The 19,691-nt window shown below is 71.5% G+C and carries 21 protein-coding genes; 17 read left to right on the top strand and 4 right to left on the bottom strand.

Annotation, left to right across the window (positions count from 1 at the left end; genetic code table 11):
• The 4 genes from NJ376_RS22030 to NJ376_RS22015 all read left to right on the top strand — a co-directional run.
• Positions 1-431, top strand: a 431-nt coding sequence (locus NJ376_RS22030) for an ATP-binding cassette domain-containing protein (protein WP_252955441.1), incomplete at its 5' end; no start/stop codon positions are given.
• Positions 432-557: 126 nt separating this feature from the next.
• Entirely contained in the window at positions 558-827 is a 270-nt protein-coding gene (locus NJ376_RS22025; RefSeq protein WP_252955440.1) for a hypothetical protein, read from the top strand.
• 186 nt (positions 828-1,013) lie between these two features.
• The gene (rpmB, locus tag NJ376_RS22020) at positions 1,014-1,316 is read left to right on the top strand and encodes a 50S ribosomal protein L28 (protein ID WP_252955439.1); all 303 of its coding nucleotides are present in this window, start codon (positions 1,014-1,016) and stop codon (positions 1,314-1,316) included.
• Positions 1,317-1,367: 51 nt separating this feature from the next.
• Positions 1,368-2,147, top strand: coding sequence for a sensor histidine kinase (locus tag NJ376_RS22015; RefSeq protein ID WP_252955438.1), 780 nt, complete (start codon positions 1,368-1,370; stop codon positions 2,145-2,147).
• Between the two features lie 166 nt (positions 2,148-2,313).
• On the opposite strand, the gene NJ376_RS22010 is transcribed toward NJ376_RS22015, so the two are convergent.
• Positions 2,314-3,102 (bottom strand): aldolase, encoded by a 789-nt coding sequence (locus tag NJ376_RS22010; RefSeq protein WP_252955437.1) that lies wholly within the window; start codon positions 3,100-3,102, stop codon positions 2,314-2,316.
• A gap of 264 nt (positions 3,103-3,366) precedes the next feature.
• Between NJ376_RS22010 and NJ376_RS22005 the strand changes: the two genes are divergently transcribed.
• The 11 genes from NJ376_RS22005 to NJ376_RS21955 all read left to right on the top strand — a co-directional run bounded on the left by NJ376_RS22005 (position 3,367) and on the right by NJ376_RS21955 (position 14,403).
• Entirely contained in the window at positions 3,367-4,338 is a 972-nt protein-coding gene (locus tag NJ376_RS22005; protein WP_252955436.1) for a Bug family tripartite tricarboxylate transporter substrate binding protein, read from the top strand.
• A gap of 9 nt (positions 4,339-4,347) precedes the next feature.
• Positions 4,348-5,205 (top strand): FAS1-like dehydratase domain-containing protein, encoded by an 858-nt coding sequence (locus tag NJ376_RS22000; protein ID WP_252955435.1) that lies wholly within the window; start codon positions 4,348-4,350, stop codon positions 5,203-5,205.
• A complete protein-coding gene (locus NJ376_RS21995; protein WP_252955434.1) occupies positions 5,205-6,407 on the top strand; it encodes a CaiB/BaiF CoA transferase family protein in 1,203 nt (400 codons plus the stop codon). The genes NJ376_RS22000 and NJ376_RS21995 overlap by 1 nt, the downstream gene beginning before the upstream one ends.
• Positions 6,404-7,264, top strand: coding sequence for an HpcH/HpaI aldolase/citrate lyase family protein (locus tag NJ376_RS21990; RefSeq protein ID WP_252955433.1), 861 nt, complete (start codon positions 6,404-6,406; stop codon positions 7,262-7,264). Before NJ376_RS21995 ends, NJ376_RS21990 begins: the two co-directional genes overlap by 4 nt.
• 138 nt (positions 7,265-7,402) lie before the next feature.
• Positions 7,403-8,716 (top strand): homogentisate 1,2-dioxygenase, encoded by a 1,314-nt coding sequence (hmgA, locus tag NJ376_RS21985; protein WP_252955432.1) that lies wholly within the window; start codon positions 7,403-7,405, stop codon positions 8,714-8,716.
• Positions 8,716-9,987: a fumarylacetoacetase gene (gene fahA / locus NJ376_RS21980; protein ID WP_252955431.1), complete on the top strand. Its 1,272-nt coding sequence runs from the start codon at positions 8,716-8,718 to the stop codon at positions 9,985-9,987. Before hmgA ends, fahA begins: the two co-directional genes overlap by 1 nt.
• A 197-nt stretch (positions 9,988-10,184) precedes the next feature.
• Positions 10,185-11,330, top strand: coding sequence for a CaiB/BaiF CoA transferase family protein (locus NJ376_RS21975; protein WP_252955430.1), 1,146 nt, complete (start codon positions 10,185-10,187; stop codon positions 11,328-11,330).
• A gap of 49 nt (positions 11,331-11,379) precedes the next feature.
• Positions 11,380-11,745 (top strand): nuclear transport factor 2 family protein, encoded by a 366-nt coding sequence (locus NJ376_RS21970; RefSeq protein WP_252955429.1) that lies wholly within the window; start codon positions 11,380-11,382, stop codon positions 11,743-11,745.
• A gap of 5 nt (positions 11,746-11,750) precedes the next feature.
• Positions 11,751-12,146, top strand: coding sequence for a hypothetical protein (locus NJ376_RS21965; protein WP_252955428.1), 396 nt, complete (start codon positions 11,751-11,753; stop codon positions 12,144-12,146).
• A gap of 78 nt (positions 12,147-12,224) precedes the next feature.
• Positions 12,225-13,277, top strand: coding sequence for an Ldh family oxidoreductase (locus NJ376_RS21960; RefSeq protein WP_252955427.1), 1,053 nt, complete (start codon positions 12,225-12,227; stop codon positions 13,275-13,277).
• A gap of 178 nt (positions 13,278-13,455) precedes the next feature.
• Positions 13,456-14,403, top strand: coding sequence for a Bug family tripartite tricarboxylate transporter substrate binding protein (locus NJ376_RS21955; RefSeq protein WP_252955426.1), 948 nt, complete (start codon positions 13,456-13,458; stop codon positions 14,401-14,403).
• 166 nt (positions 14,404-14,569) lie between these two features.
• Here NJ376_RS21955 and NJ376_RS21950 read toward each other — a convergent pair whose 3' ends face one another.
• The 3 genes from NJ376_RS21950 to NJ376_RS21940 form a co-directional block, all read right to left on the bottom strand.
• Complete coding sequence (locus NJ376_RS21950) at positions 14,570-14,920, bottom strand: hypothetical protein (protein ID WP_252955425.1); 351 nt, start codon at positions 14,918-14,920, stop codon at positions 14,570-14,572.
• A gap of 145 nt (positions 14,921-15,065) precedes the next feature.
• On the bottom strand, positions 15,066-16,571 hold the full coding sequence (argH, locus tag NJ376_RS21945) for an argininosuccinate lyase (RefSeq protein ID WP_252955424.1): 1,506 nt from the start codon (positions 16,569-16,571) through the stop codon (positions 15,066-15,068).
• A 155-nt stretch (positions 16,572-16,726) separates the two neighbouring features.
• Positions 16,727-17,185: a MaoC family dehydratase gene (locus NJ376_RS21940; protein ID WP_252955423.1), complete on the bottom strand. Its 459-nt coding sequence runs from the start codon at positions 17,183-17,185 to the stop codon at positions 16,727-16,729.
• A gap of 180 nt (positions 17,186-17,365) precedes the next feature.
• On the opposite strand from NJ376_RS21940, the gene NJ376_RS21935 reads away from it, so the two are divergent.
• Both NJ376_RS21935 and NJ376_RS21930 read left to right on the top strand, forming a co-directional pair.
• Entirely contained in the window at positions 17,366-18,913 is a 1,548-nt protein-coding gene (locus tag NJ376_RS21935) for an ABC transporter substrate-binding protein (protein ID WP_252955422.1), read from the top strand.
• Positions 18,910-19,626: a metallophosphoesterase gene (locus NJ376_RS21930; protein WP_252955421.1), complete on the top strand. Its 717-nt coding sequence runs from the start codon at positions 18,910-18,912 to the stop codon at positions 19,624-19,626. Before NJ376_RS21935 ends, NJ376_RS21930 begins: the two co-directional genes overlap by 4 nt.
• Positions 19,627-19,691: the final 65 nt, after the last annotated feature.

The raw sequence follows: 19,691 nt of genomic DNA, 5'->3' as shown, positions 1-19,691 counted from the left end.
CCATGGTGGGAGAGCGTGGCCTCAAGCTCTCGGGCGGGGAGAAGCAGCGCGTGGCCATCGCCCGCACCATCCTGAAGGATCCACGCATCCTGATCCTGGACGAGGCGACCAGCGCGCTGGACACGCGGACGGAGCAGGAGATCCAGTCGGCGCTCCGCCAGGTGTCGCGGGAGCGGACGACGCTGGTCATCGCCCACCGCCTCTCCACCGTGGTGGAGGCGGATGAGATCATCGTGTTGGCGGATGGCCGGATCGCCGAGCGCGGCACCCATGCGGCGCTGATCGCCGCCAACGGCCTTTATGCCGAGATGTGGCGGCGGCAGTCCGAGGCGGTGGCGATGGCCGAGGCGGCGGCGGCGGCCGAGGCTGCGGCAGACCTCGCCCGGCCGCGCAGCGCGCGGCTGGGCGAGGACGTGGCCGCTGCGCCCTGACGGCATTGCGCCAGCTCCGGCGCGGCATGGGCGTGGCGCCCGGGTAACGCCGGATTGCAAGAACTTGCGAGGGGTTTCCCAGCGGGCCCGGAGCGCCTATCTCGGAGGCTGACAGGAGGCCGCCATATGCAATTCGACCCTGAGGGCGTGGCACCCGATGACCTCAGCCATGCCGGCTCGGTGGTGGACAAGGCCATCGAATACATGATGGACCAGAAGATCGCGCCGATTTCCGTGGCCTCGGCCCTGCTCGGCGGCGCGCTCGGCCTGCTGGCCCGCACCATGGACGACCGGGCGATCGCGGCGGTGCTGCGCAACGCCCTGGCCTCGGTGGAATCCGGGGAGCTTCGGGACATGCGGGACCAGTTGCCCGGCGGCGGGCACGGGCCCGGCTGAGCGCCGCCCGGCGCGGCGGGGCGGCGGAAGCCACTGGTTTCCGGCCAAGTTCCCACAGGCGCCGACGGAATCGGGCACTGCCGCATTGACGCCGGCCTGCCGCCGCGGCATATGCGCTGCCTCTTGCAGTTTTATCCCCGGCGCGCCGGCCCCCCGGCGCGCCCGGCTGTTTTCGGGAAGATCCTCATGGCTCGCCGCTGTGCCATCACCGGCAAGGGTGTGCTGACGGGCAACAACGTCAGCCACGCCAACAACAAGACCCGCCGCCGCTTCCTGCCCAACCTGCAGGAAACCTCCTTCTACTCCGACGTGCTGGCGGCGCCGCTGAAGCTGCGGCTCTCGGTGAACGGCATCCGCACGATCGAGCACAATGGCGGCATCGACGCCTTCCTGATCGGCACGCCGAACCGCAGCCTGCCGGAGGAGGCGCAGGTCCTGAAGCGCCGCATCCTGCGCGCCCAGGCGAAGAAGGCCGCCGCGGCGGCCTGAGCCTCCCGGGGTCTTTACCCCTGATTTACCGGCCGGCCTCATCCTGGGATGATGCCGGCCGTTTCGTTTCTGCTCATCCCTCTTGCCCTGCTGCTCGCCCTGGCGCTGATCCTCTGGGGGGAGAGGCGCCGCCGCGCCGCGCTGGCGGAGGCCGAATCGGCCCGGGTCCGCGCTGCGGAACGTGACCGGCTCCTCGGCCAATGGGGGCAGGAGGTGCAGGCGGTGGCGCTCGCGCTGCTCGGCCGTGCCGAGGCCCCCGCCATGCCCGCCCGGGCGGCGGAGGCGCGGCGCCTGCTGCAACTGGCCGATGATGTCAGCGAGTACCTGGCGGCGGAGGCCGGGCCGCGCCACCTGGCGCCGGCGCCGCTGCCGCTTGCCCCCTTGCTCGAGGAAGCGGTGGCGGCCGTCGCAGCCCAGCTCGGCCCCGGGCGGCGGCAATTCCGCCTGGCGCCGGATTTTGCCGGGCTGGTGCTGCATGCCGACCGCAGGGCCCTGCGCGGGGCCCTGCTGCAGGTGCTGACTCGCGCCGCCCGCTTCACGCGGGAGGAGGACTGGATCGATCTGCGCCCGGTGGTCACGGCGGACAGCCTGGCCATCGTCATCGAGGATGAGGGCCTCGGCCTGCCGGCCGAGGATCTGGCGGCCGGCGCCGGTCTCGGCACGCGCGGCCTCGGCTTCGGCCTGGCGATCGCCCGCGCCCTGCTGGAAGCGCATGGCGGCGCGCTGCGGCTGGAGGCCGTCCCCGGCGTCGGCGCCCGCGCCTGGCTGACGCTGCCGCGGGACCGGCTCCTGGCTGCCTGGAGCAGATCGCGTTCAGATGGAATCATCTGAACGCGTGAAGATGCTCGCAAAACAACGGCCTAGAGCATGCTGTGTTCGCTTGCGCTCACGCAGCATGCTCTGGGACGCGATGCCGTCCCTTCGGGTCAGGCTTCGGGCCTGCAAACCCAAGATGGGAGCCGGGAACGAACTCCCCCCCGGCGGGCAGCGCCCCCGCTCACTGCGCGAATTCCGGCGCCTCCTGCCCCAGGATCCGCTTGATGCTCTCCAGGTGCAGCCGGGCGCTCTCCCGGTCCCCCACCCGCATCTGGGCGTAGGTCTTCGCCGCCATCTCCGGCGGCACCGGCTTCAGCTTGCGGCCGGTCGCCATGGCCAGGCGCTGCGCCTCGCAGGCCCGCTCCAGGTAGTAGAGGTCGTCCCATGCCTCGGCGATGCTGGGGCCCACGACCATGACGCCATGGTTCTTCATGAAGACGATGTCGGCATCGCCGATGCTGGCGGCGATGCGGTCGCCCTCCTGCTCGTCCAGGGCGAGGCCGTTATACTCCTCATCCACCAGGGTGCGGCCGTAGAATTTCAGCGCCGACTGCCCGGCCCAGACCAGGGGCGGCCCCTCCAGCATCGCCAGCGCCGTCGCATTCGGCATATGGGTGTGGAAGGCCGCCTTGGCGCGCGGCACCTTCTTGTGGACGCGGGCATGGATGTAGAAGGCCGTCGCCTCCGGCACGCCCTCGCCCGCCACCACATTGCCGTGGAAGTCGCAGATGAGGAGGCGGGAGGCGGTGATCTCGCTGAACGCCCAGCCATAGGGGTTCACCAGGAACAAATCGTCCCGCCCCGGCACCACGAAGCTCAGGTGGTTGCAGATCCCCTCATGCAGGCCGAGCTTCGCCGCCATGCGGAAGCAGGCGGCGAGGTCGATGCGCGCCTGCTGCACCGCGGCCGCGTCGAGGTCCGAATTGCGCAGGATGGGCGGCGCGGTGGGCGTGGCGAGCTGATGGGCCATGACCAGTCCTTCTCGATGAACACCCTGGTGGTGGTCTGAGCCGCTGTCCTGCGGCCTGCATTCCCGGCCCACCGGGCCCTGTCTCTTCTTCCGCGTCTTCCGTGGCCTGCTGGTCAGTGCGGCGCGCCGGCACTGCGGCGGGCCTCGCGGGCAGGCGGCCAGACTGCAATCAGACTAGAGCAAACCGCGTGCCGGCGAAATCATCTCCCGCCGGGGCATTCGCAGGCGGCGGCGCGTGGTCTAGCATCCGCGCCGGAGACGTTCATGATTCCCAGCCCCACACGGCGCCTGCTGCTCGGCACCGCCCTCGCGGCCCCTGGCCTTGCCCGCGCCGCCTTCCCCGAGAGGCCCATCCGCCTCGTCATCCCCTATGGCGGGGGTGGCCAGACCGATATCGTCAGCCGCGTCACCGCCGACGCTCTTTCCCGCGCCCTCGGCCAGCCCGTGCTGGCGGACAACCGCCCGGGCGGCGCCGGCAACCTCGCCGCGGAGACAGTGGCGCGCAGCCCGGCCGATGGCCACACGCTGCTGGTCGCGACCGCGGCGACGAACAGTGGCCTGAACGCGCTGCTCTACCGCCAGCTTGGCTATGACTGGCGCACGGATTTCGCCCCGGTCGGCCAGTTCTGTGCCACCTATAACGTGCTGCTGGTCCACCGCTCCGTCCCCGGCGCGGATTTCGCCGCGGTGCTGGAGTGGATCCGCCAGAACCCCGGCCGCTTCACCTTCGCCTCGGCCGGCGTCGGCGCCAGCACGCATCTCATCATGGAGGATATCGGCGCGCGGCTCGGGCTCGAGATGGTGCATGTGCCCTATCGCCAGAGCACCCAGGCGATGACCGACATGCTCTCCGGCCGCGTCCTCTCCCGTTGCATCGGCCTGCCGGAAGGCGCCACGGTGAGGGACCAGCCGGAGATCCGCCCGGTGGCGCTGAGTTGCGCCGGGCGCCGCGCCGACTGGCCCGGCGTGCCGGCCATGGGGGAGACGATTCTGGGCTTCACCGGCGGCAGCTATTTCGGCCTGGTCGCCCCGGCGCGCACGCCGCCCGAGGTGGTGGCCCGGCTGAACGCCGCGCTGGGAGAGGCGCTGGCCGATCCGGCCGTGCAGGCCGGCTATGCGCGGGTCGGCGCCGATGCCGTGGCGCCGCACCCGCCAGCCGCCTTCGCGGCGCTGGCGAAGGCGGAGCACGAGCGCTGGGCGCCGCTGATCCGCCGCCTGAACCTGGTTGCCGAATAGGAATTCCCGATGTCCGAGACTCTGAGCCCCGAGCTGCAATCCTGGGTGGGCCGCACCCGCGTGGTGGAGGAGGATGTGGGCCTCGCCGCCGTGCGCCGCATCGCCGGCATGCTGGACATGGACCCGACCGCCTTCAAGAACGGCGACAAGCTGCCGCCGCACTGGTTCACCCTGTTCTTCGCCGATGTTGCCCGCCAGAGCGATATCGGCCCGGACGGCCACCCCAACCCGGCGGTCTTCCTGCCGCCCATCCCGCTGCCGCGGCGCATGGGCGCGGGCCGGCGGGTGACGATCCACGACACGCTGCGGGTCGGCGATGTGGCGAGCAAGACGGCCGAGGTGGCTGCCATCCTGCCGAAGCAGGCGCGCACCGGCTTCATCACCGTGCTGACCATGCGCCACACCATCCGCCGCGAGGGGAAGGTGATCGCGGTGGACGAGTTCGACGCCATCTACCGCGAGGCGGTGAAGCCGGGCGAGAAGAGCGGCACCGGCGCCCCGGTGCCGGCGCCGACGGATGCCGCCTGGCGGGTGGAAAAGTATCTCTCCTCGCCGCTGGTCTTCCGCTACTCCGCCATCACCTGGAACGCCCATCGCATCCACTACGACGCCGATTACAGCCGCGAGGTGGAGGGCTACCCGAACACGGTGCAGAATGGCGGCCTGACCATGCAGTTGCTGCTGGACGCGGCGGTGGCCAACACGCCCGGCACGCTGCGCGGCTTCACCGCTCGCCTGACCCGGCCGATCTATGTGGGGGACACCATCACCCTCTGCGGCCATGCGCCGAAGGATGGCAAGGTGAATGCCTGGGTGCAGGACAAGGACGGGAATCTCTGCGCGCAGCTTGATTGCGAATTCGCCTGATGCCAGGGCCCTTGGATGGGGTGAAGGTGGTGGACCTGACCACGGTGGTGGTCGGGCCCATCTGCACCCGCACGCTGGCGGACCAGGGGGCGGAGGTCATCAAGGTGGAGGCGCCGGGGGGCGACATCCTCCGCTACCTCGCCGCCGGCAGCCGCACCCCCGCCATGTCCGGCAAGTTCATCAACTTCAACCGCAACAAGCGCAGCATCGTTCTCAACATCAAGGAACCGGAAGGGCTCGCCGCGCTGAAGCGGCTGATCGCCTCGGCCGATGTCTTCGTCTCCAATGTCCGCCCGGCGGCGCTGGCGCGGGCGGGGCTGGATCATGAGGCGCTGCGGCCGCTGAACCCGCGGTTGATCCATTGCGGCATCGTCGCCTTCGGCACGGATGGCCGCTACGCCAACCGCCCGGCCTATGACCCGATCATTCAGTCGCTTTCCGGGGTCGCCGGCACCTTCGAGCGGGCGATCGGCGAGCCGCGCTTCGTCCCCATGGTGATGACGGACCACATCACCGGCCTGGTAGCGGCGCAGAGCATCGGCTTCGCCCTCTACCGGCGGGAGAAGACCGGCACGGGCGAGAGCATCGAGGTGCCGATGTTCGAGACCATGGCGAGCTTCGTCACCAGCGAGCATCTGGGCGCGAAGACCTTCGACCCGCCGGAGGGGCCGAGCGGCGATGACCGCCTGCTCTCCCCGGACTATCGCCCGCTGCCGACCAAGGATGGCTACCTGACCATCCGCCCGAACGACAACCGCCAGGCCTTCGCCTTCTTCGACGCCATCGGCCGGCCGGAGCTGAAGGAGGATCCGCGCTTCCGCACCGCGCTGTCGCGCACCGAGAACGCCGCGGCCTTCTTCACCGTGCAGGTGGAGGCGCTGGCGCAGAAGACCACCGCCGAATGGCTGGAGATCTTCGCCAAGGCCGATGTGCCGGCGGGCCCCTACAACTCGATCGATGACCTGCTGGATGACCCGCATCTGAACGATGTCGGCTTCTGGGGCTTCGAGGACCACCCGACGGAGGGCCGCATCCGCCGCACCCGCGTGCCCGTCACCTTCCGCGGCGGCATGCGGCAGGCGATGCGGCCAGCGCCGCAGCTCGGCGCGCAGACCCGTGAGATTCTGGCGGAAGCCGGCTATGGCGCCGAGGAGATCGCGGCAATGCTGGAGAGCGGCGCGGCGCAGGAGAAAGAGGCATGACCACCCCGAATTGGCGTTCCCTGTTGTTCGTCCCCGCGACCGCCGAGCGCTTCGTCGCCAAGGCGCATACCCGCGGGGCCGATGTCATCATCCTCGACCTCGAGGACAGCATCCCGCCGGCCGAGAAGGCGGCGGCGCGCGCCGCGCTGCCGGCGGCGGCGAAGCTGGTCGGCCAGGCGGGGGCGGAGGTGGCCGTCCGCATCAACCGTCAGCTTGAGCTCGCCGTGTCCGACATCGCCGCCGCCATCATGCCGGAGGTGACGGCGCTGATGCTGCCCAAGGTGATGGGCGGGGAGCACATCAAGCTGCTGTCGGAGGTGGTCGGCGCGCGGGAGGCGGCGCTCGGCCTGGCGGTCGGCCGCACCCGCTTCATCGCCATCGTCGAGACGCCGCAGGCCCTGCCCAACCTCTACGCCATCGCCGCGGCGGATCCCCGCATGGCGGCGCTCGGCGTCGGCTCGGAGGATCTCTCTACCGAGCTGGAAGCGGTGCCGGGGGCCGACCTGCTCTACCCCTATGGTATGATGGTGGTGGCGGCGGCGCGCTCGGCCGGCATCCTGCCGCTGGGCTCCATCGGCGCCTTCGCCGATTTCCGCGACCTGGAGGGCTACCGGGAGTCGCTGAAGCGCTCCCGCAAGCTGGGCTTCGCCTGCACCGCCTGCATCCACCCGGCGCATGTGCCCATCATCAACGAGGAATATGGCGTGCCGCCGGCCGAGGCCGACCGCGCCCGCCGCCTGATCGCCACCTTCGAGGCGGCGCTGGCGCGCGGCGAGGGGGCGGTGGCCTTCGAGGGGGCGATGATCGACCTGCCGGTGGTGGAGCGGGCGAGGCGGCTGCTGGCGCGCGCGAGATAGAGGGGCACTATCGGCGCGCACCAGATGGGGCGTGCTGCCGGCGCACGCCCGAGAGCGCGCGCCGTCGCACGCTGGATAGTTTCACTTGAAACTAACTGCCGAAGGGGACCATAACCACACAATCCAAGGGAGGTGCCGATGAACGTCCAGACACGCCCGGGCGACACCGGGCTGGATTTCGCCACCCAATCCGGCTTCGGCAATGAATTCGCGACGGAGGCGCTGCCGGGCGCCCTGCCTGTGGGGCGGAACAGCCCGCAGAAGGTCCCCTACGGGCTCTATGCGGAACAGCTCAGCGGCACCGCCTTCACCGTGCCGCGGCAGGAGGCGCGGCGGAGCTGGCTCTACCGCATCCGCCCCTCCGCCGGGCATGGCCGGTTCCGCCCGCTGGATGCCGGGATGCTCTGCGGCAAGCTGGCGCCGCCCAACCCCAACCGGCTGCGCTGGAACCCGCTGCCCATGCCGGAGGCGCCGGTGGATTTCGTCGCCGGCCTCGTCACCATCGGCGCCACGGCGCCGGCCGAGGCGATCTCCGGCGTCACCATCCATGTCTATCGCGCCACCGCCTCCATGCAGCGGGTCTTCATGGATGCGGACGGGGAATTGCTCATCGTGCCGCAGCAGGGGCGGCTGCTGCTGGCCACCGAATGCGGCCGGCTGCTGGTCGCGCCGGGGGAGATCGCCGTGATCCCCTGCGGCATGAAATTCCGCGTGGAACTGCCGGATGGCACGGCGCGCGGCTACATTGCCGAGAATCACGGGGCGCCGCTGCGCCTGCCGGACCTTGGCCCGATCGGCGCCAATGGCCTCGCCAATCCGCGCGATTTCCTTGCCCCCGTCGCCTGGTATGAGGAGCGGGACGAGCCAACCGAGCTGGTGCAGAAGTTCCAGGGCACGCTGTGGTTCACCATCCTCGACCACTCGCCGCTGGATGTGGTGGCCTGGCACGGCAACAACGTGCCGTACAAATACGACACGGCGCGGTTCAACGCGATGGGGACGGTCAGCTTCGACCATCCGGACCCCAGCATCTTCACTGTGCTGACCAGCCCGACCACGGCGCCGGGCCTGGCCAACATGGATTTCGTCATCTTCCCGCCACGCTGGATGGTGGCGGAGGACACCTTCCGGCCGCCCTGGTTCCACCGGAACGTGATGAATGAGTGCATGGGGCTGGTGCAGGGCGTCTATGACGGCAAGGCGGATGGTTTCCTGCCCGGCGGCATCTCCCTGCATCCGCGCATGTCCGCCCATGGCCCGGATGCGCCGACGACGGCGCGCGCGATCGCGGCGGAGCTGGCGCCGCACAAGATCGAGGGCACCCTGGCCTTCATGTTCGAGACCAGCCAGGTGATCCGCCCCACGCAATACGCGATGGAGTGCCCGGAGCTGCAGGCCAGCTACGATGCCTGCTGGGACGGATTGCCGAAGAGCTTCACGGGAGCCGGATGATGGATGCGACGCATGACCCGAAGCTGCGGAGCTTCGTCGAAAGCGCCAATGGGCATCCGGACTTCCCCCTCCAGAACCTGCCGCTCGGCGTCTTCGCGCCGCCGGGCGGGAGGAAGCGCGGCGGCGTCGCGATCGGCGACAAGGTGCTCGACCTCGGCGCCATCGCCGCCCTGCTGCAGGGCGAGGCGGAGCGGGCGGCGGAGGCCGCCTCGGGAGAGGTGCTGAATCCGCTCTTCGCCCTCGGCGCCGGGCCGCGGCGGGCACTGCGGGCGGCGCTCTCCCGCCTGCTCGCAGCGGACAGCGCCCAGGCGGCGGAGCTGCGGCCGCATCTGTACGACATCGCCGCCTGCACGCTGCATTTGCCGGCGCGCATCGGCGACTACACGGATTTCTATGCCGGCATCCACCACGCGACCAATGCCGGCAAGCTGTTCCGGCCCGACAGCCCGCTGCTGCCCAACTACAAACATGTCCCCGTCGCCTATCACGGCCGCGCTTCCACCGTGCGCGTCTCCGGCAGCGCGGTGCGGCGGCCGATGGGCCAGCGCAAGCTGCCAGGGGAGGAGGGGCCGAGCTTCGGCCCCTGCCTGCGGCTGGATTACGAGATGGAGTTCGGCATCTGGATCGGGCCGGGCAATGACGCGCCCATCCCCATCGGCCGCGCGGCCGAGCACATCGCCGGCTTCTGCCTGCTGAACGACTGGTCGGCGCGCGACATCCAGGCCTGGGAGGCGCAGCCGCTGGGCCCCTTCCTCGCCAAGAATTTCCAGACCTCCATCAGCCCCTGGGTGGTGACGCCGGAGGCGCTGGCGCCCTTCCGCATTGCCCAGCCGGCGCGGCCGGCGGGCGACCCGAAGCCGCTGGACTATTTGTGGGACGCGGCGGACCAGGCGGGCGGCGCGCTGGACCTGGCGGTGGAGGTGCTGCTGCAGACGCAGCAGGGCGGCCCCTTCCGGCTCTCCATCGCCAGTACCAGCCAGCTCTACTGGACCTTCGCGCAGATGGTGGCGCACCACACGGTGGGTGGCTGTGCGCTGGCGCCGGGCGACCTCTTCGGCAGCGGCACCATCTCCGCCCCCAGCGAGGATGGCTATGGCGCGTTGCTGGAGCTGACCTATGGCGGGCAGAAGCCGGTGCGGCTGCCGAATGGCGAGGAGCGGCGCTTCCTCGAGGATGGCGACACGGTGAGCTTCCGCGCCCGCGCCGCGCGCGATGGCTACGCCCCCATCGGCTTCGGCGAATGCCGCGGGACCGTGCTGCCGGCTGCGTAGCGAAGGCGACCACTCGCGAAGGCCATGGTCTGGTTTTCGTGTCAAGGATGCCGCGCAGCGGCACCGCGCTTCGCGTGGCTCCGTCCTTGACACGAAACCAGACCATGGCGTGGGCTTGGGGTGCGCTCGACGGTGTCGAGCGCGTGGTCGCGCGCCCGGACGCGACAACGTCCTGAGGAAGATCGGGGGAGGGGAGAATGAGCGTCCTCGCAGGCATCAAGGTCGTGGAACTCGGCCAGGTCCTCGCCGGGCCCTTCGCCGGCGCCATCCTCGCCGATCTCGGTGCTGAGGTCTGGAAGGTCGAGAAGCCCGAAGGCGGCGACGACGCCCGCCAGATGGGCCCCCCCTTCCGCCATGGGGACGCGCTGAACTTCCACGAATTCAACCGCGGCAAGCGCAGCCTCGCGCTGGACCTGAAATCGCCGGCAGGGCTGGACGCGCTGTTCCGCCTGCTCTCGCACGCGGACATCCTGCTGCACAATCTCCGCCCCGGCGTGGCCGATGCGCTGGGCTTCGGCGCGGCGGTGGTGACGGCCCGCTTCCCGAAGCTGATCTACTGCGAGATGGGCGCCTTCGGGCATCTCGGCCCGCTCCGCCTGCGCCCGGGCTACGAGCCGCTGTTCCAGGCCTTCTGCGGCCTCTCCTCCATCACCGGGGAGCCGGATGGCCCGCCGGTCCGCATGGGTGCCTCCGTGGTGGACCAGGGCACCGGCATGTGGACCGTCATCGGCGCCCTCGCCGCGCTGGAGCAGCGCCGCCGCACGGGCCGCGGCTGCGTGGTGAATACCAGCCTGTTCGAGACGGCGCTGATGTGGGCGGGGCAGAAGATCAGCGCTTATGTGAACATGGGCAAGCTGCCGGAACGCCATGCCTCCGGCCATCCGAATTTCGTCCCCTACCAGGCCTTCGCCACCGCCGATGGCCCGCTGCTGGTCTGCTGCGGCAATGACCGGCTCTTCGCCAAATTCTGCGGCGTCATCGGCGCGCCGGACTGGCCCGCGGACCCGCGCTTCGCCACCAACCGCGCCCGGCTGGCGAACAAGGAGACGCTGCTGCCGCAGATCGCCGAACTGCTCGCCCCCTGGCCGCGCGCCGTGCTGGCGGAAAAGCTGGTGGCGGCCGGCGTGCCCTGCGCCCCGGTGAACACCATCCCCGAAATCCTGGCCGAAAAGCAGACCACGGCGATGGAGATGCTGCAGCCGGTGCCGGGCGAGGATTTCGCCCTGGTGGCCCTGCCGCTCTCCTTCGACGGCGAACGCCCACGCATCCGCCATGGCGCACCGCGGCTCAATCAGCACGGCATGACCTCCGAGGTTATCGAATCCGCACGCGAAGCGGGGTGATCTCCCGGCAGCGGCGAGGTGTTCCCGCCGCCCACCGAGGAGAAACCCCATGTCCACGCATGACGCGCTGATCGACCGCTACATCGCCTGCTGGAACGAGGCCGATCCCGTCCGCCGCCGCGCTCTGATCGCCGAGACCTTCGCCGAGGGCGCGACCTATCTGGACCCGCTGCACGCGGCGGAGGGCCAGGACGGCATCGCCGCCCTCATCGAGGGGGCGCAGCTTCAGTTCCCCGGCCTTGCCTTCAGCCGCCGCGGCGGGGCGGATGCGCATCACGACCGGTTGCGCTTCGCCTGGGCGCTGGGGCCCGCGGGCGGGGAGGCGCTGGCGGGCGGCACCGATATCGGGCTGCTGGCGGCGGATGGCCGCTTCGCCTCCGTGCTCGGCTTCATCGATTTCGCGCCGAAGGGGTGAGGGCCATGCTCATCCTCTCCGCCTTCCTCCGCCGCGTGCTGTGGCTGGATGCCGCCTCCTGTCTCGGCATGGGGCTGCTGCTGGCGGGCTTCGCCGGGCCGCTTGGTGGCTTCCTGCACCTGCCCATCGCGCTGCTGCGCGAGAGCGGGTTGTTCCTGCTGCTGGCCGGCGCCGCCCTGGCCTGGATGGCGAGCCGCAGCGCGCTGCCCCGCTGGCTGCTCTGGGTGGTCATCCTGGGCAATGCCCTCTGGGCGCTCGACAGCCTGCTGCTGCTGCCCCTGGGCTGGGTTGCTCCAAACTTGCTGGGCGAGATCTTCCTCGTCGTCCAGGCGCTTTTCGTCGCCCTCCTGGCCATGCTCGAATATCGTGGCCTGCAGGCCGCCGCGGCGCAGCCTGCGTAAACAAGGTTTCCAAAGGCCTTTCGGCCTTTGGTGGGGGGAGCGCGAGGGGGGCAAAGCCCCCCTCGTGAGGAGGGTTGGATGTCCGAGATGGTTTCTGCGGAGACGCTCCGCGCCTTCATCGCCCGCTGCACCACCGCCGCCGGCGTACCCGCGTCCGATGCCGCCACCGTCGCCGGCCTGATGGCCGAGGCCGATCTCATTGGCGCCGATGGCCATGGCGTCTTCCGCCTGCCGCAATACATCCGCCGCATCCGCGCCGGCGGGATGAACCCGAAGGCGAAGCCGCGCATCATCGAGGAACGCCCCGCCGCCGCCCTCATCGATGGCGATAACGGCCTCGGCCACCTCGCCGTGACGCTGGCGGCCGAGACCGCCATCGCCAAGGCCCGCACCCAGGGCGTCGCCTGGTGCGGCGTGCGCATGGGCAACCATGCCGGCCCGGCCAGCCTCTATGCCCGCATGCCCATGGCGGCGGGGATGATCGGCCTCTACCTCGCCGTCGGCAGCGCCAACCATCTGCCGCCCTGGGGCGGGCTGGAACTGCTGCTCTCCACCAACCCCATCGCCGTGGCCGTGCCCACGGAACACGAACCGCCCATCGTGCTGGACATGGCCACCACCGTCGCCGCCTATGGCAAGGTGAAGGTGAAGGCCCAGCGCGGCGAGGCGATGCCGGAAGGCTGGATGATCGACAAGCTGGGCCAGCCCCTGCTGGACCCGAAGCGCGCCAGTGAGGGGCTGCTGCTGCCGATCGGCGGCTACAAGGGCTATGGCCTCGCGCTGATCTTCGGCCTGCTGGCCGGCACGCTGAACGGCGCGGCGATGGGCCGCGACGTCGTGGACTTCAACGCCGACGACACCAGCGTGACCAATACCGGCCAGGCGATCCTCGCCATCGACATCGCCGCCTTCGGCGACCCGGCGGCCTTCCGCGCCCGGGTGGATGCGTTGGCGCGAGAGCTGCGCGGCAGCCAGCGCCTGCCCGGCGTGGACCGCATCTTCCTGCCCGGCGAGCAGAGCCACGCCACCCGCACCCGCCGCGCGGCGGAGGGCATCCCCATCCCTCCGCCGCTGCGCGCCACGCTGGACGGGCTGGCGGGGGAACTCGGCGTGACGCCCCTGTTCGGCTGAGCCTGGCTGCCGCAGGATGGCGGCAAAACGGGAGGATGTCCGAATGCGGCTGAGAGCCTGCCCCGAAGGGGTCCGCGGCGTGTCCTGGCGAGGCCGGCTTGCCCCGGTGGCAGCCATGTTCCGGCAGGAACACGGCAGCCCTCGCCGATCCCTTTTGAAGACCCACCTGGGCGGGATCTTGCTCGCCTGCTCGCTGCTGCCCTTCGGGACGGCGGCGCAGGAGGCGCCCTTTCCCTCGCGCCCCATCACCATGCTGGTCGGCTTCGCCCCGGGCGGCGGAACCGACATCCTGGCGCGGCTGATCGCGCCGAAGCTCTCGGAGGAGCTCGGCCAGCCCGTGGCGGTGGAGAACCGCACCGGCGGCGGCGGCACCATTGCCGTGGTCGCCGCGGCGCGGGCGCGGCCGGATGGGCATACGGTGACGCTCGGCACCCTTTCCAACAACGTCCAGGTGCCGCTGGCCATGCGCAACCCGCCCTTCGACCCGCAGCGGGACGTGACGCCGCTGGCGCAGGTGGCGAGCGTGCCGCTGGTGATGGTGGTGCCGGCGACCTCGCCCGCCCGCAGCGTCGCCGAATTCGTCGCGCTGGCGAAGGCGCAGCCGGGCGTGCTGAACCATGCCAGCAATGGAGTCGGCACCAGCCAGCACATGGCGGCGGCGCTGTTCATGCTGGGCACCGGGACGCAGCTGACCCATGTGCCCTATCGCGGCAGCGGGCCGGCGACCATCGACCTGACGGCGGGGGTGGTGAACGTCAATTTCGACACGCTCTCCACCGTGCTGCCGCATATCCGGCAGAACCGGCTGCGCGCCCTGGCGGTGACGACCCGCGCCCGCTCCGACCAATTGCCGGAGGTGCCGACGATGATCGAATCCGGGCTGCCGGAGTACGACATCGACCTCTGGTACATGCTGTTCGGCCCGGCCGGGCTGCCGGAGGGGGTGGCGCAGCGCTGGGCCCAGGCGGTGAACGCCGCCTTCGCCGATCCGGCCTTCCGGGCGAAGCTGGTGGAATCCGGCTTCGGCCCGGCCGGCGGCTCGCCCGGCCAGGCGGCCACGGTGCTGAATGCCGATATCGCCCGATATCGGGAGGTGATCCGGCGGGCGGATATCCGGCTGGAATAGCAACGAGGGCCGGCGGCTCCGGCCCGTCAGGGATCAAGCTGCAAGCGGGCAGTCCCGTGCGGGCGCATCACCGGGCCGGCGCGGCGCATTGCGACCTGCGGCGCCACCCGGCGTCCCGGCAGGCGACGCCCGTGCCTGACGTCGCCTCATCCATGCCTGGCCGGCCCTACCGCGTCGGCCGCGCCGGCGCGGCGATGGGCGGCGTCACCGCCGGCGGCGGGCTGGCCGGGGTGATCGGCACATAGCCCGGGATATAGGGCTGGCCGCCCGGCCAAGTGGTGCCGGGCGCCGGCGTGTAGATCACCGGGGGCGGCGCGTAATAGATCGGCGGCGGCACGTAATAGGCCACCGGCGGCGGATACCAGCGCGGCCCCCAATAGGCCGGCGGGCCGACATAGAAGCCGACGCCGACATGCGGGCCGCCATGCCAGTGACGGGCCGCGGCCGGCTGCGGCAGGGTCAGCACGCCGAGCCCGAGGAACGCGGCACCGAGAAGCCAGGCCTTGCGGGTGGTCATGGCAGTGAACCTCCGCCCCCGGAGATAGGCAGCCGCACCGCCCCTGCAAAGCGGCATTCCCGTATCGAACCACTGCGACGCCGCCTGCCCATGGCGGATCGACGGGTGCCGATGGTCCGGTGGCGCAGCGCGCCCGGGCAGGGCCTCAGCCCACCAGCGCCCGGGCAGCGGCGAAGCAGCTCTGCCGCGCCGCGGCCAACCGCCCTTCCACCGCCTGCAGCGTCGCGCTTTCCGCCGCCCAGGCGGTGCGTCGGGCGGCCAGGGCGGGGGCCATCGCCTCCGGCGCCGGCCCGCCCGGCACGCGGCGCCCGGCGATGTTTCCCGCCGGGTCCAGCGCCGCCGCCACCAGCGCCGGCGCCAGGCGCGGCGGGGCGATGCCGGCGGCTTCTGCCGCCGCGTCCAGCTCCGCCCCGGTGATGCTGCCGGCCGCGCGCCCCTGCTCCAGCGCCTGTCGCACCACCGTGGCGACGATGCCATGCGCCTGGCGGAAGGAGAGGCCGCTCTCCCGCACGATTACATCGGCCAGCTCCGTCGCGGTGCCGAAGCCCTCCGCCGCCGCCTGGGCCATGCGGGCGGGGCGGAGCGTGAGGCCGGCGAAGACCTCCTCGAGCAGCGCGAGGATCCGGCGGGTGCGGGCGGCGGCGTCCAGCACCGGCTCGTTCACCGCCGTCACCGCGTCGTTCACATCGGCGAAGCCGGTGTTCTTCGTCATCGCCAGCGCCGCGCCGAGCGAACCGGTCACCATCGCCGCCGCGGCCTTCGCATGCTCCAGCGCCACCGGATTCTTCTTCTGCGGCATGATGGAGGAGACGGCGCTGTGCCGGTCCGCCAGTTCCAGGAAGCCGTATTCCCAGCTCCCCCAGGCCATCAGGTCGGTGGCGAGGCGGGAAAGGAAGGTCATCAGCAGCGCCATGGCGGCGGCCGCCTCCAGCGCATCGTCGCGGGAGGAGACGGCGTCATAGGCGCTGTCGAGCGGCGCGGCGAAGCCGAGCAGCGCCGCTGTGTAAGCCCGGTCCAGCGGGAAGGCGGTGGTGGCCAGCGCCCCGGCGCCGAGCGGGCAGAGATCGGCATGGGCGAAGGCGCCGGCCAGGCGCTTCTGGTCCCGCGCCAGCACATCGGCCGCGGCCAGCAGCCAGTAGCCGAAGGTGATGGGCTGGGCGTGCTGGCCATGGGTGTAGCCTGGCATCACCGTGCCGGCATGCTGCTCGGCGAGGCGCAGCAGCGTCGCGCGCAGCGCCAGCACCCCGCGCTGCACCTCGATCAGCGCCGAGCGCAGCGCCATGCGCCAGGTGGTGGCGTTCAGGTCGTTGCGGCTGCGCCCGGTATGCAGCCGCCCGCCGACATCCGGGCCGAGGGCGGCGATGATCCGCCGCTCCACATAGGAATAGAGATCCTCCTGCCGGTGATCGACCGGCACGCTCTCCGGCCCCGCCTCCGCCATGGCCAGTACTTCCGCCAGGCAGGCGGCGATCGCCGGCCGCGCCACGACGCCCTGGCGTTCCAGCATCAGCCCATGCGCCAGATGCGCCCACATCTCATGGTCGAAGACCAGCGCCTGGGCGCGGGCGACGGCGCCGCGGTAGTAGCTTTCCACCAGCAGCGGGGAGGGCGGTTCCTTCACCCGCTCGCGCAGATTGCCAGCCTCGGCCATCACGGCGTCCTCCCCCTCGTGCCTTGCGGTCAGGCTAGGCGGAGCTGGGCAGTTCGGCCAGCCGGACTCCGTCCGGGGTCCGGGGCCAGGTCCTGGCCCCGGCGGGAGCGCAGAGGGCAGAGCCCTCTGCCAGCGTCAGGGCCGGCGCCCCTGCCTCATTCGTAAACCAGCGACAGCGTCTCCGCGACCAGCGCCGGCCGCTCGTTGCCCTCCACCTCCACGGACGCCTCCATGGTCAGGCGCGAGCAGCCATTGCCAAGGTCCTCGATGTTCTTCAGCGTCAGGTGCCCGCGCACCCGCGAGCCGGCCGGCACCGGCGCCGTGAAGCGGACCTTGTTCGAGCCGTAATTCACCCCGCGCTTGCGCTTGGTGATCTTGAAGATGCCCTGATTCAGCTTCGGCAGCAGGGAGAGCGTCAGATAGCCATGGGCGATGGTCTTGCCGCCCGGCATCTCCTTCTTCGCCCGCTCCACATCGATGTGGATCCATTGATGGTCGCCCGTCGCCTCGGCGAACTGGTCGATCATCTTCTGGTCCACCACCAGCCAGTCGCTGCTGCCGAGCTTCTTGCCGACATAGGCCTTCAGCGCCGTGACATTCTCCACTTCGAGCATGCGCTCCTCCCAACTCCTGCACGGAGAGTCCTGGCATGGCCGCCGGCGCTTGGCCAGAACCCCCGCCGCGTCACGGCATCGGGGCTTGCCTTCGGGTGACGGCGGCGCAACGCTGCGCGGAACATGTTGCCGGGGAACAGGGTGCAGGCGCCGCGAATCCGCGCGCTGATCGGGGCCGCCTTGGGCCTGACGATGCTGGCGGGGGGCGCGGCGGCGCAGCGCCCGGCGGATGAGGTCGTGCTCGGCATCGCCGTGCCGCCCAGCTCGGTCGATCCGCATGTGCTGAATGCTTCCCCCAACAGCCAGCTCGCCGCGCATGTCTTCTCCCGCCTCGTGGAGCGGGATGCGCGCTTCCAGCCCCGCCCGGGCCTCGCGCGGGAGTGGCGGCAGGTGGGCGAGGATGCCTGGGAGTTCCGCCTCGTGCCCGGCGTCCTCTGGCATGACGGCAGGCCCTTCACGGCGGAGGACGTGGCCTTCTCCCTGGCCCGGGCGAAGGCGGTGCCGAACGGCCCGGGCGGCTTCGGCGGGCTGCTCCGCATGGTCGCGCGGGTGGAGGTGACGGAGCCGCTGGTCCTCCGCATCACCACCCGTCGCCCGCATGCCCAGCTGCCGCTCGAGCTCAGCACCCTCTCCATCGTCTCCCGCCATGCCGGCCAGGGGGCGACGACGGAGGATTACAACAGCGGCCGCGCCGCCATCGGCACCGGCCCCTACCGCCTGCTGTCCCACCTGCCGAACGAGCGGACGGAGCTGGTGCGGAACGAGCACTATTTCGGCCCGCGCGAGCCCTGGGCGCGGGTGACGCTGAAGGTCCTGCCGCAGGAGGCGGCACGCGCCGCGGCGCTGCGCAGCGGCGCGGCGGATTTGATCGAGCAGGTGCCGGCCGCCGACCTCGCCGCCTTCCGGCGCGACACGCGCTTCGGCGTCTTCGTCACCCCCGGCCTGCGGCTGATGTTCCTGCAGCTCGACCTCGGCCACCCCCAGGCGCCGCAGGTGACGGATGGCCTCGGCCGGCCCTTGGCCGCGAACCCCTTCCGGGACCGCCGGGTGCGCCTTGCCCTCTCCCATGCCATCGACCGGGCGGCGCTGGCGGAGCGCGTGCTCGGCGGGGCGGCGGTGCCGGCGGGGCAATGGCTGCCGCCCGGCACCCCCTCCTTCGACCCCGGGATCGCGCCGCCGCGCCACGACCCCGCCCTGGCCCGGCGGCTGCTGGCGGAGGCTGGCTATCCGGAGGGGTTTCGCCTGCTGCTGCTCGGGCCGCAGGGGCGCTATCTCGGCGACCTCGCCATGGCCCAGGCGGTGGCCGGGATGTGGGACGCCGTGGGGGTGGCGACCGAGGTGGTCACGCTGCCCTGGGCGGGCTACACGGCGCGCTCCATGCATCTCGATTTCGCCGCCCGCCTCGCCTCCTGGACCAGCCTGACCGGGGAGGCGAGCAACCCGCTCTCGCATGTCCTCGGCACCTACGATCCCGTGCTGCGGCGCGGCTCCGCCAATCTCGGCCGCTACAGCAACCCGGCGCTCGATTCGCTGGTGGAGCAGGCGATGGCGACAGAGGCCGCGCCGGCGCGGGAGGCGATGCTGCGCCAGGCGCTCCGGCTGGCGGCGGAGGATGTGCCAGTGATCCCGCTGGTCCGGCCGCTGGCGGCCTGGGCGGCGCGGCGGGGGCTGCGCTACGAGCCGCGGATGGACGAACGCACCCTCGCCATGGGGCTGCGACCGGAGTGAGCCCCGCCTTCCAGCCCGCGCCGGGCCGCCTGCCGGCCGGCCACCGCGTCTATGCCGTGGGCGATGTGCATGGCTGCGCCGAGCGCCTTGCCGCGCTGCACCGGCAGATCGCCGCCGACCTCGCCGCCCGGCCGGTGGCGCGGCCGCTGCTGGTGCATCTCGGCGATTTCGTGGATCGCGGCCCGGACAGCGCCGGGGTGCTGGCGCTGCTGCTGGCCGGCCCGCCGGCACCCGGCCTGCCCGTGGTGAACCTGATGGGCAACCATGAGCGCACCATGCTGGACGCCCTGGCCGGGGAGCGGGCGGCGATCACCGATTGGCGCTTCCATGGCGGGCGGGAGGCGCTGGCGAGCTGGGGGCTGGATGCCGATGCCGACCCCGCCGGCTGGGCCGAGGGCATCCCGCTGGCGCACCGCGAATTCGTCGCCGGCCTCGCCCTCTCCCATGCGGTGGGGGGCTATCTCTTCGTCCATGCCGGGGTGCGGCCCGGCGTGAAGCTGGCGGCGCAGGAGCCGGACGATTTGCTGCGCATCCGCCACGCCTTCCTGAACTCCGAGGCGGATTTCGGTGCCGTGGTGGTGCATGGCCATTCGCCCAGCCGCGGGCCGGTGGTGAAGGCCAACCGCATCGGCATCGACACCGGCGCGGTCTTCGGGCGGGAGCTGACCTGCTTGGTGCTGGAGGCGGACCGGCTGGCCTTCCTTTCGGCCTGAGCGGGCGCGGCTCCGCCGAAACGTCTCGGCACTGACCATCCCGGGCCCGGCCCCGCATTGCATCG

The organism is Siccirubricoccus soli (assembly GCF_024178315.1).
Taxonomy (GTDB): domain Bacteria; phylum Pseudomonadota; class Alphaproteobacteria; order Acetobacterales; family Acetobacteraceae; genus Siccirubricoccus; species Siccirubricoccus soli.
The sequence above is the reverse complement of the archived record's forward strand: the minus strand, read 5'-3'. Positions and strand labels throughout refer to the sequence as shown.

Coding starts and splice junctions, on each gene's coding strand:
- NJ376_RS22025 (WP_252955440.1), top strand. CDS start 558: ATGCAATTCGACCCTGAGGGCGTGGCACCCGATGACCTCAGCCATGCC.
- rpmB (WP_252955439.1), top strand. CDS start 1,014: ATGGCTCGCCGCTGTGCCATCACCGGCAAGGGTGTGCTGACGGGCAAC.
- NJ376_RS22015 (WP_252955438.1), top strand. CDS start 1,368: ATGCCGGCCGTTTCGTTTCTGCTCATCCCTCTTGCCCTGCTGCTCGCC.
- NJ376_RS22010 (WP_252955437.1), bottom strand. CDS start 3,102: ATGGCCCATCAGCTCGCCACGCCCACCGCGCCGCCCATCCTGCGCAAT.
- NJ376_RS22005 (WP_252955436.1), top strand. CDS start 3,367: ATGATTCCCAGCCCCACACGGCGCCTGCTGCTCGGCACCGCCCTCGCG.
- NJ376_RS22000 (WP_252955435.1), top strand. CDS start 4,348: ATGTCCGAGACTCTGAGCCCCGAGCTGCAATCCTGGGTGGGCCGCACC.
- NJ376_RS21995 (WP_252955434.1), top strand. CDS start 5,205: ATGCCAGGGCCCTTGGATGGGGTGAAGGTGGTGGACCTGACCACGGTG.
- NJ376_RS21990 (WP_252955433.1), top strand. CDS start 6,404: ATGACCACCCCGAATTGGCGTTCCCTGTTGTTCGTCCCCGCGACCGCC.
- hmgA (WP_252955432.1), top strand. CDS start 7,403: ATGAACGTCCAGACACGCCCGGGCGACACCGGGCTGGATTTCGCCACC.
- fahA (WP_252955431.1), top strand. CDS start 8,716: ATGGATGCGACGCATGACCCGAAGCTGCGGAGCTTCGTCGAAAGCGCC.
- NJ376_RS21975 (WP_252955430.1), top strand. CDS start 10,185: ATGAGCGTCCTCGCAGGCATCAAGGTCGTGGAACTCGGCCAGGTCCTC.
- NJ376_RS21970 (WP_252955429.1), top strand. CDS start 11,380: ATGTCCACGCATGACGCGCTGATCGACCGCTACATCGCCTGCTGGAAC.
- NJ376_RS21965 (WP_252955428.1), top strand. CDS start 11,751: ATGCTCATCCTCTCCGCCTTCCTCCGCCGCGTGCTGTGGCTGGATGCC.
- NJ376_RS21960 (WP_252955427.1), top strand. CDS start 12,225: ATGTCCGAGATGGTTTCTGCGGAGACGCTCCGCGCCTTCATCGCCCGC.
- NJ376_RS21950 (WP_252955425.1), bottom strand. CDS start 14,920: ATGACCACCCGCAAGGCCTGGCTTCTCGGTGCCGCGTTCCTCGGGCTC.
- argH (WP_252955424.1), bottom strand. CDS start 16,571: ATGGCCGAGGCTGGCAATCTGCGCGAGCGGGTGAAGGAACCGCCCTCC.
- NJ376_RS21940 (WP_252955423.1), bottom strand. CDS start 17,185: ATGCTCGAAGTGGAGAATGTCACGGCGCTGAAGGCCTATGTCGGCAAG.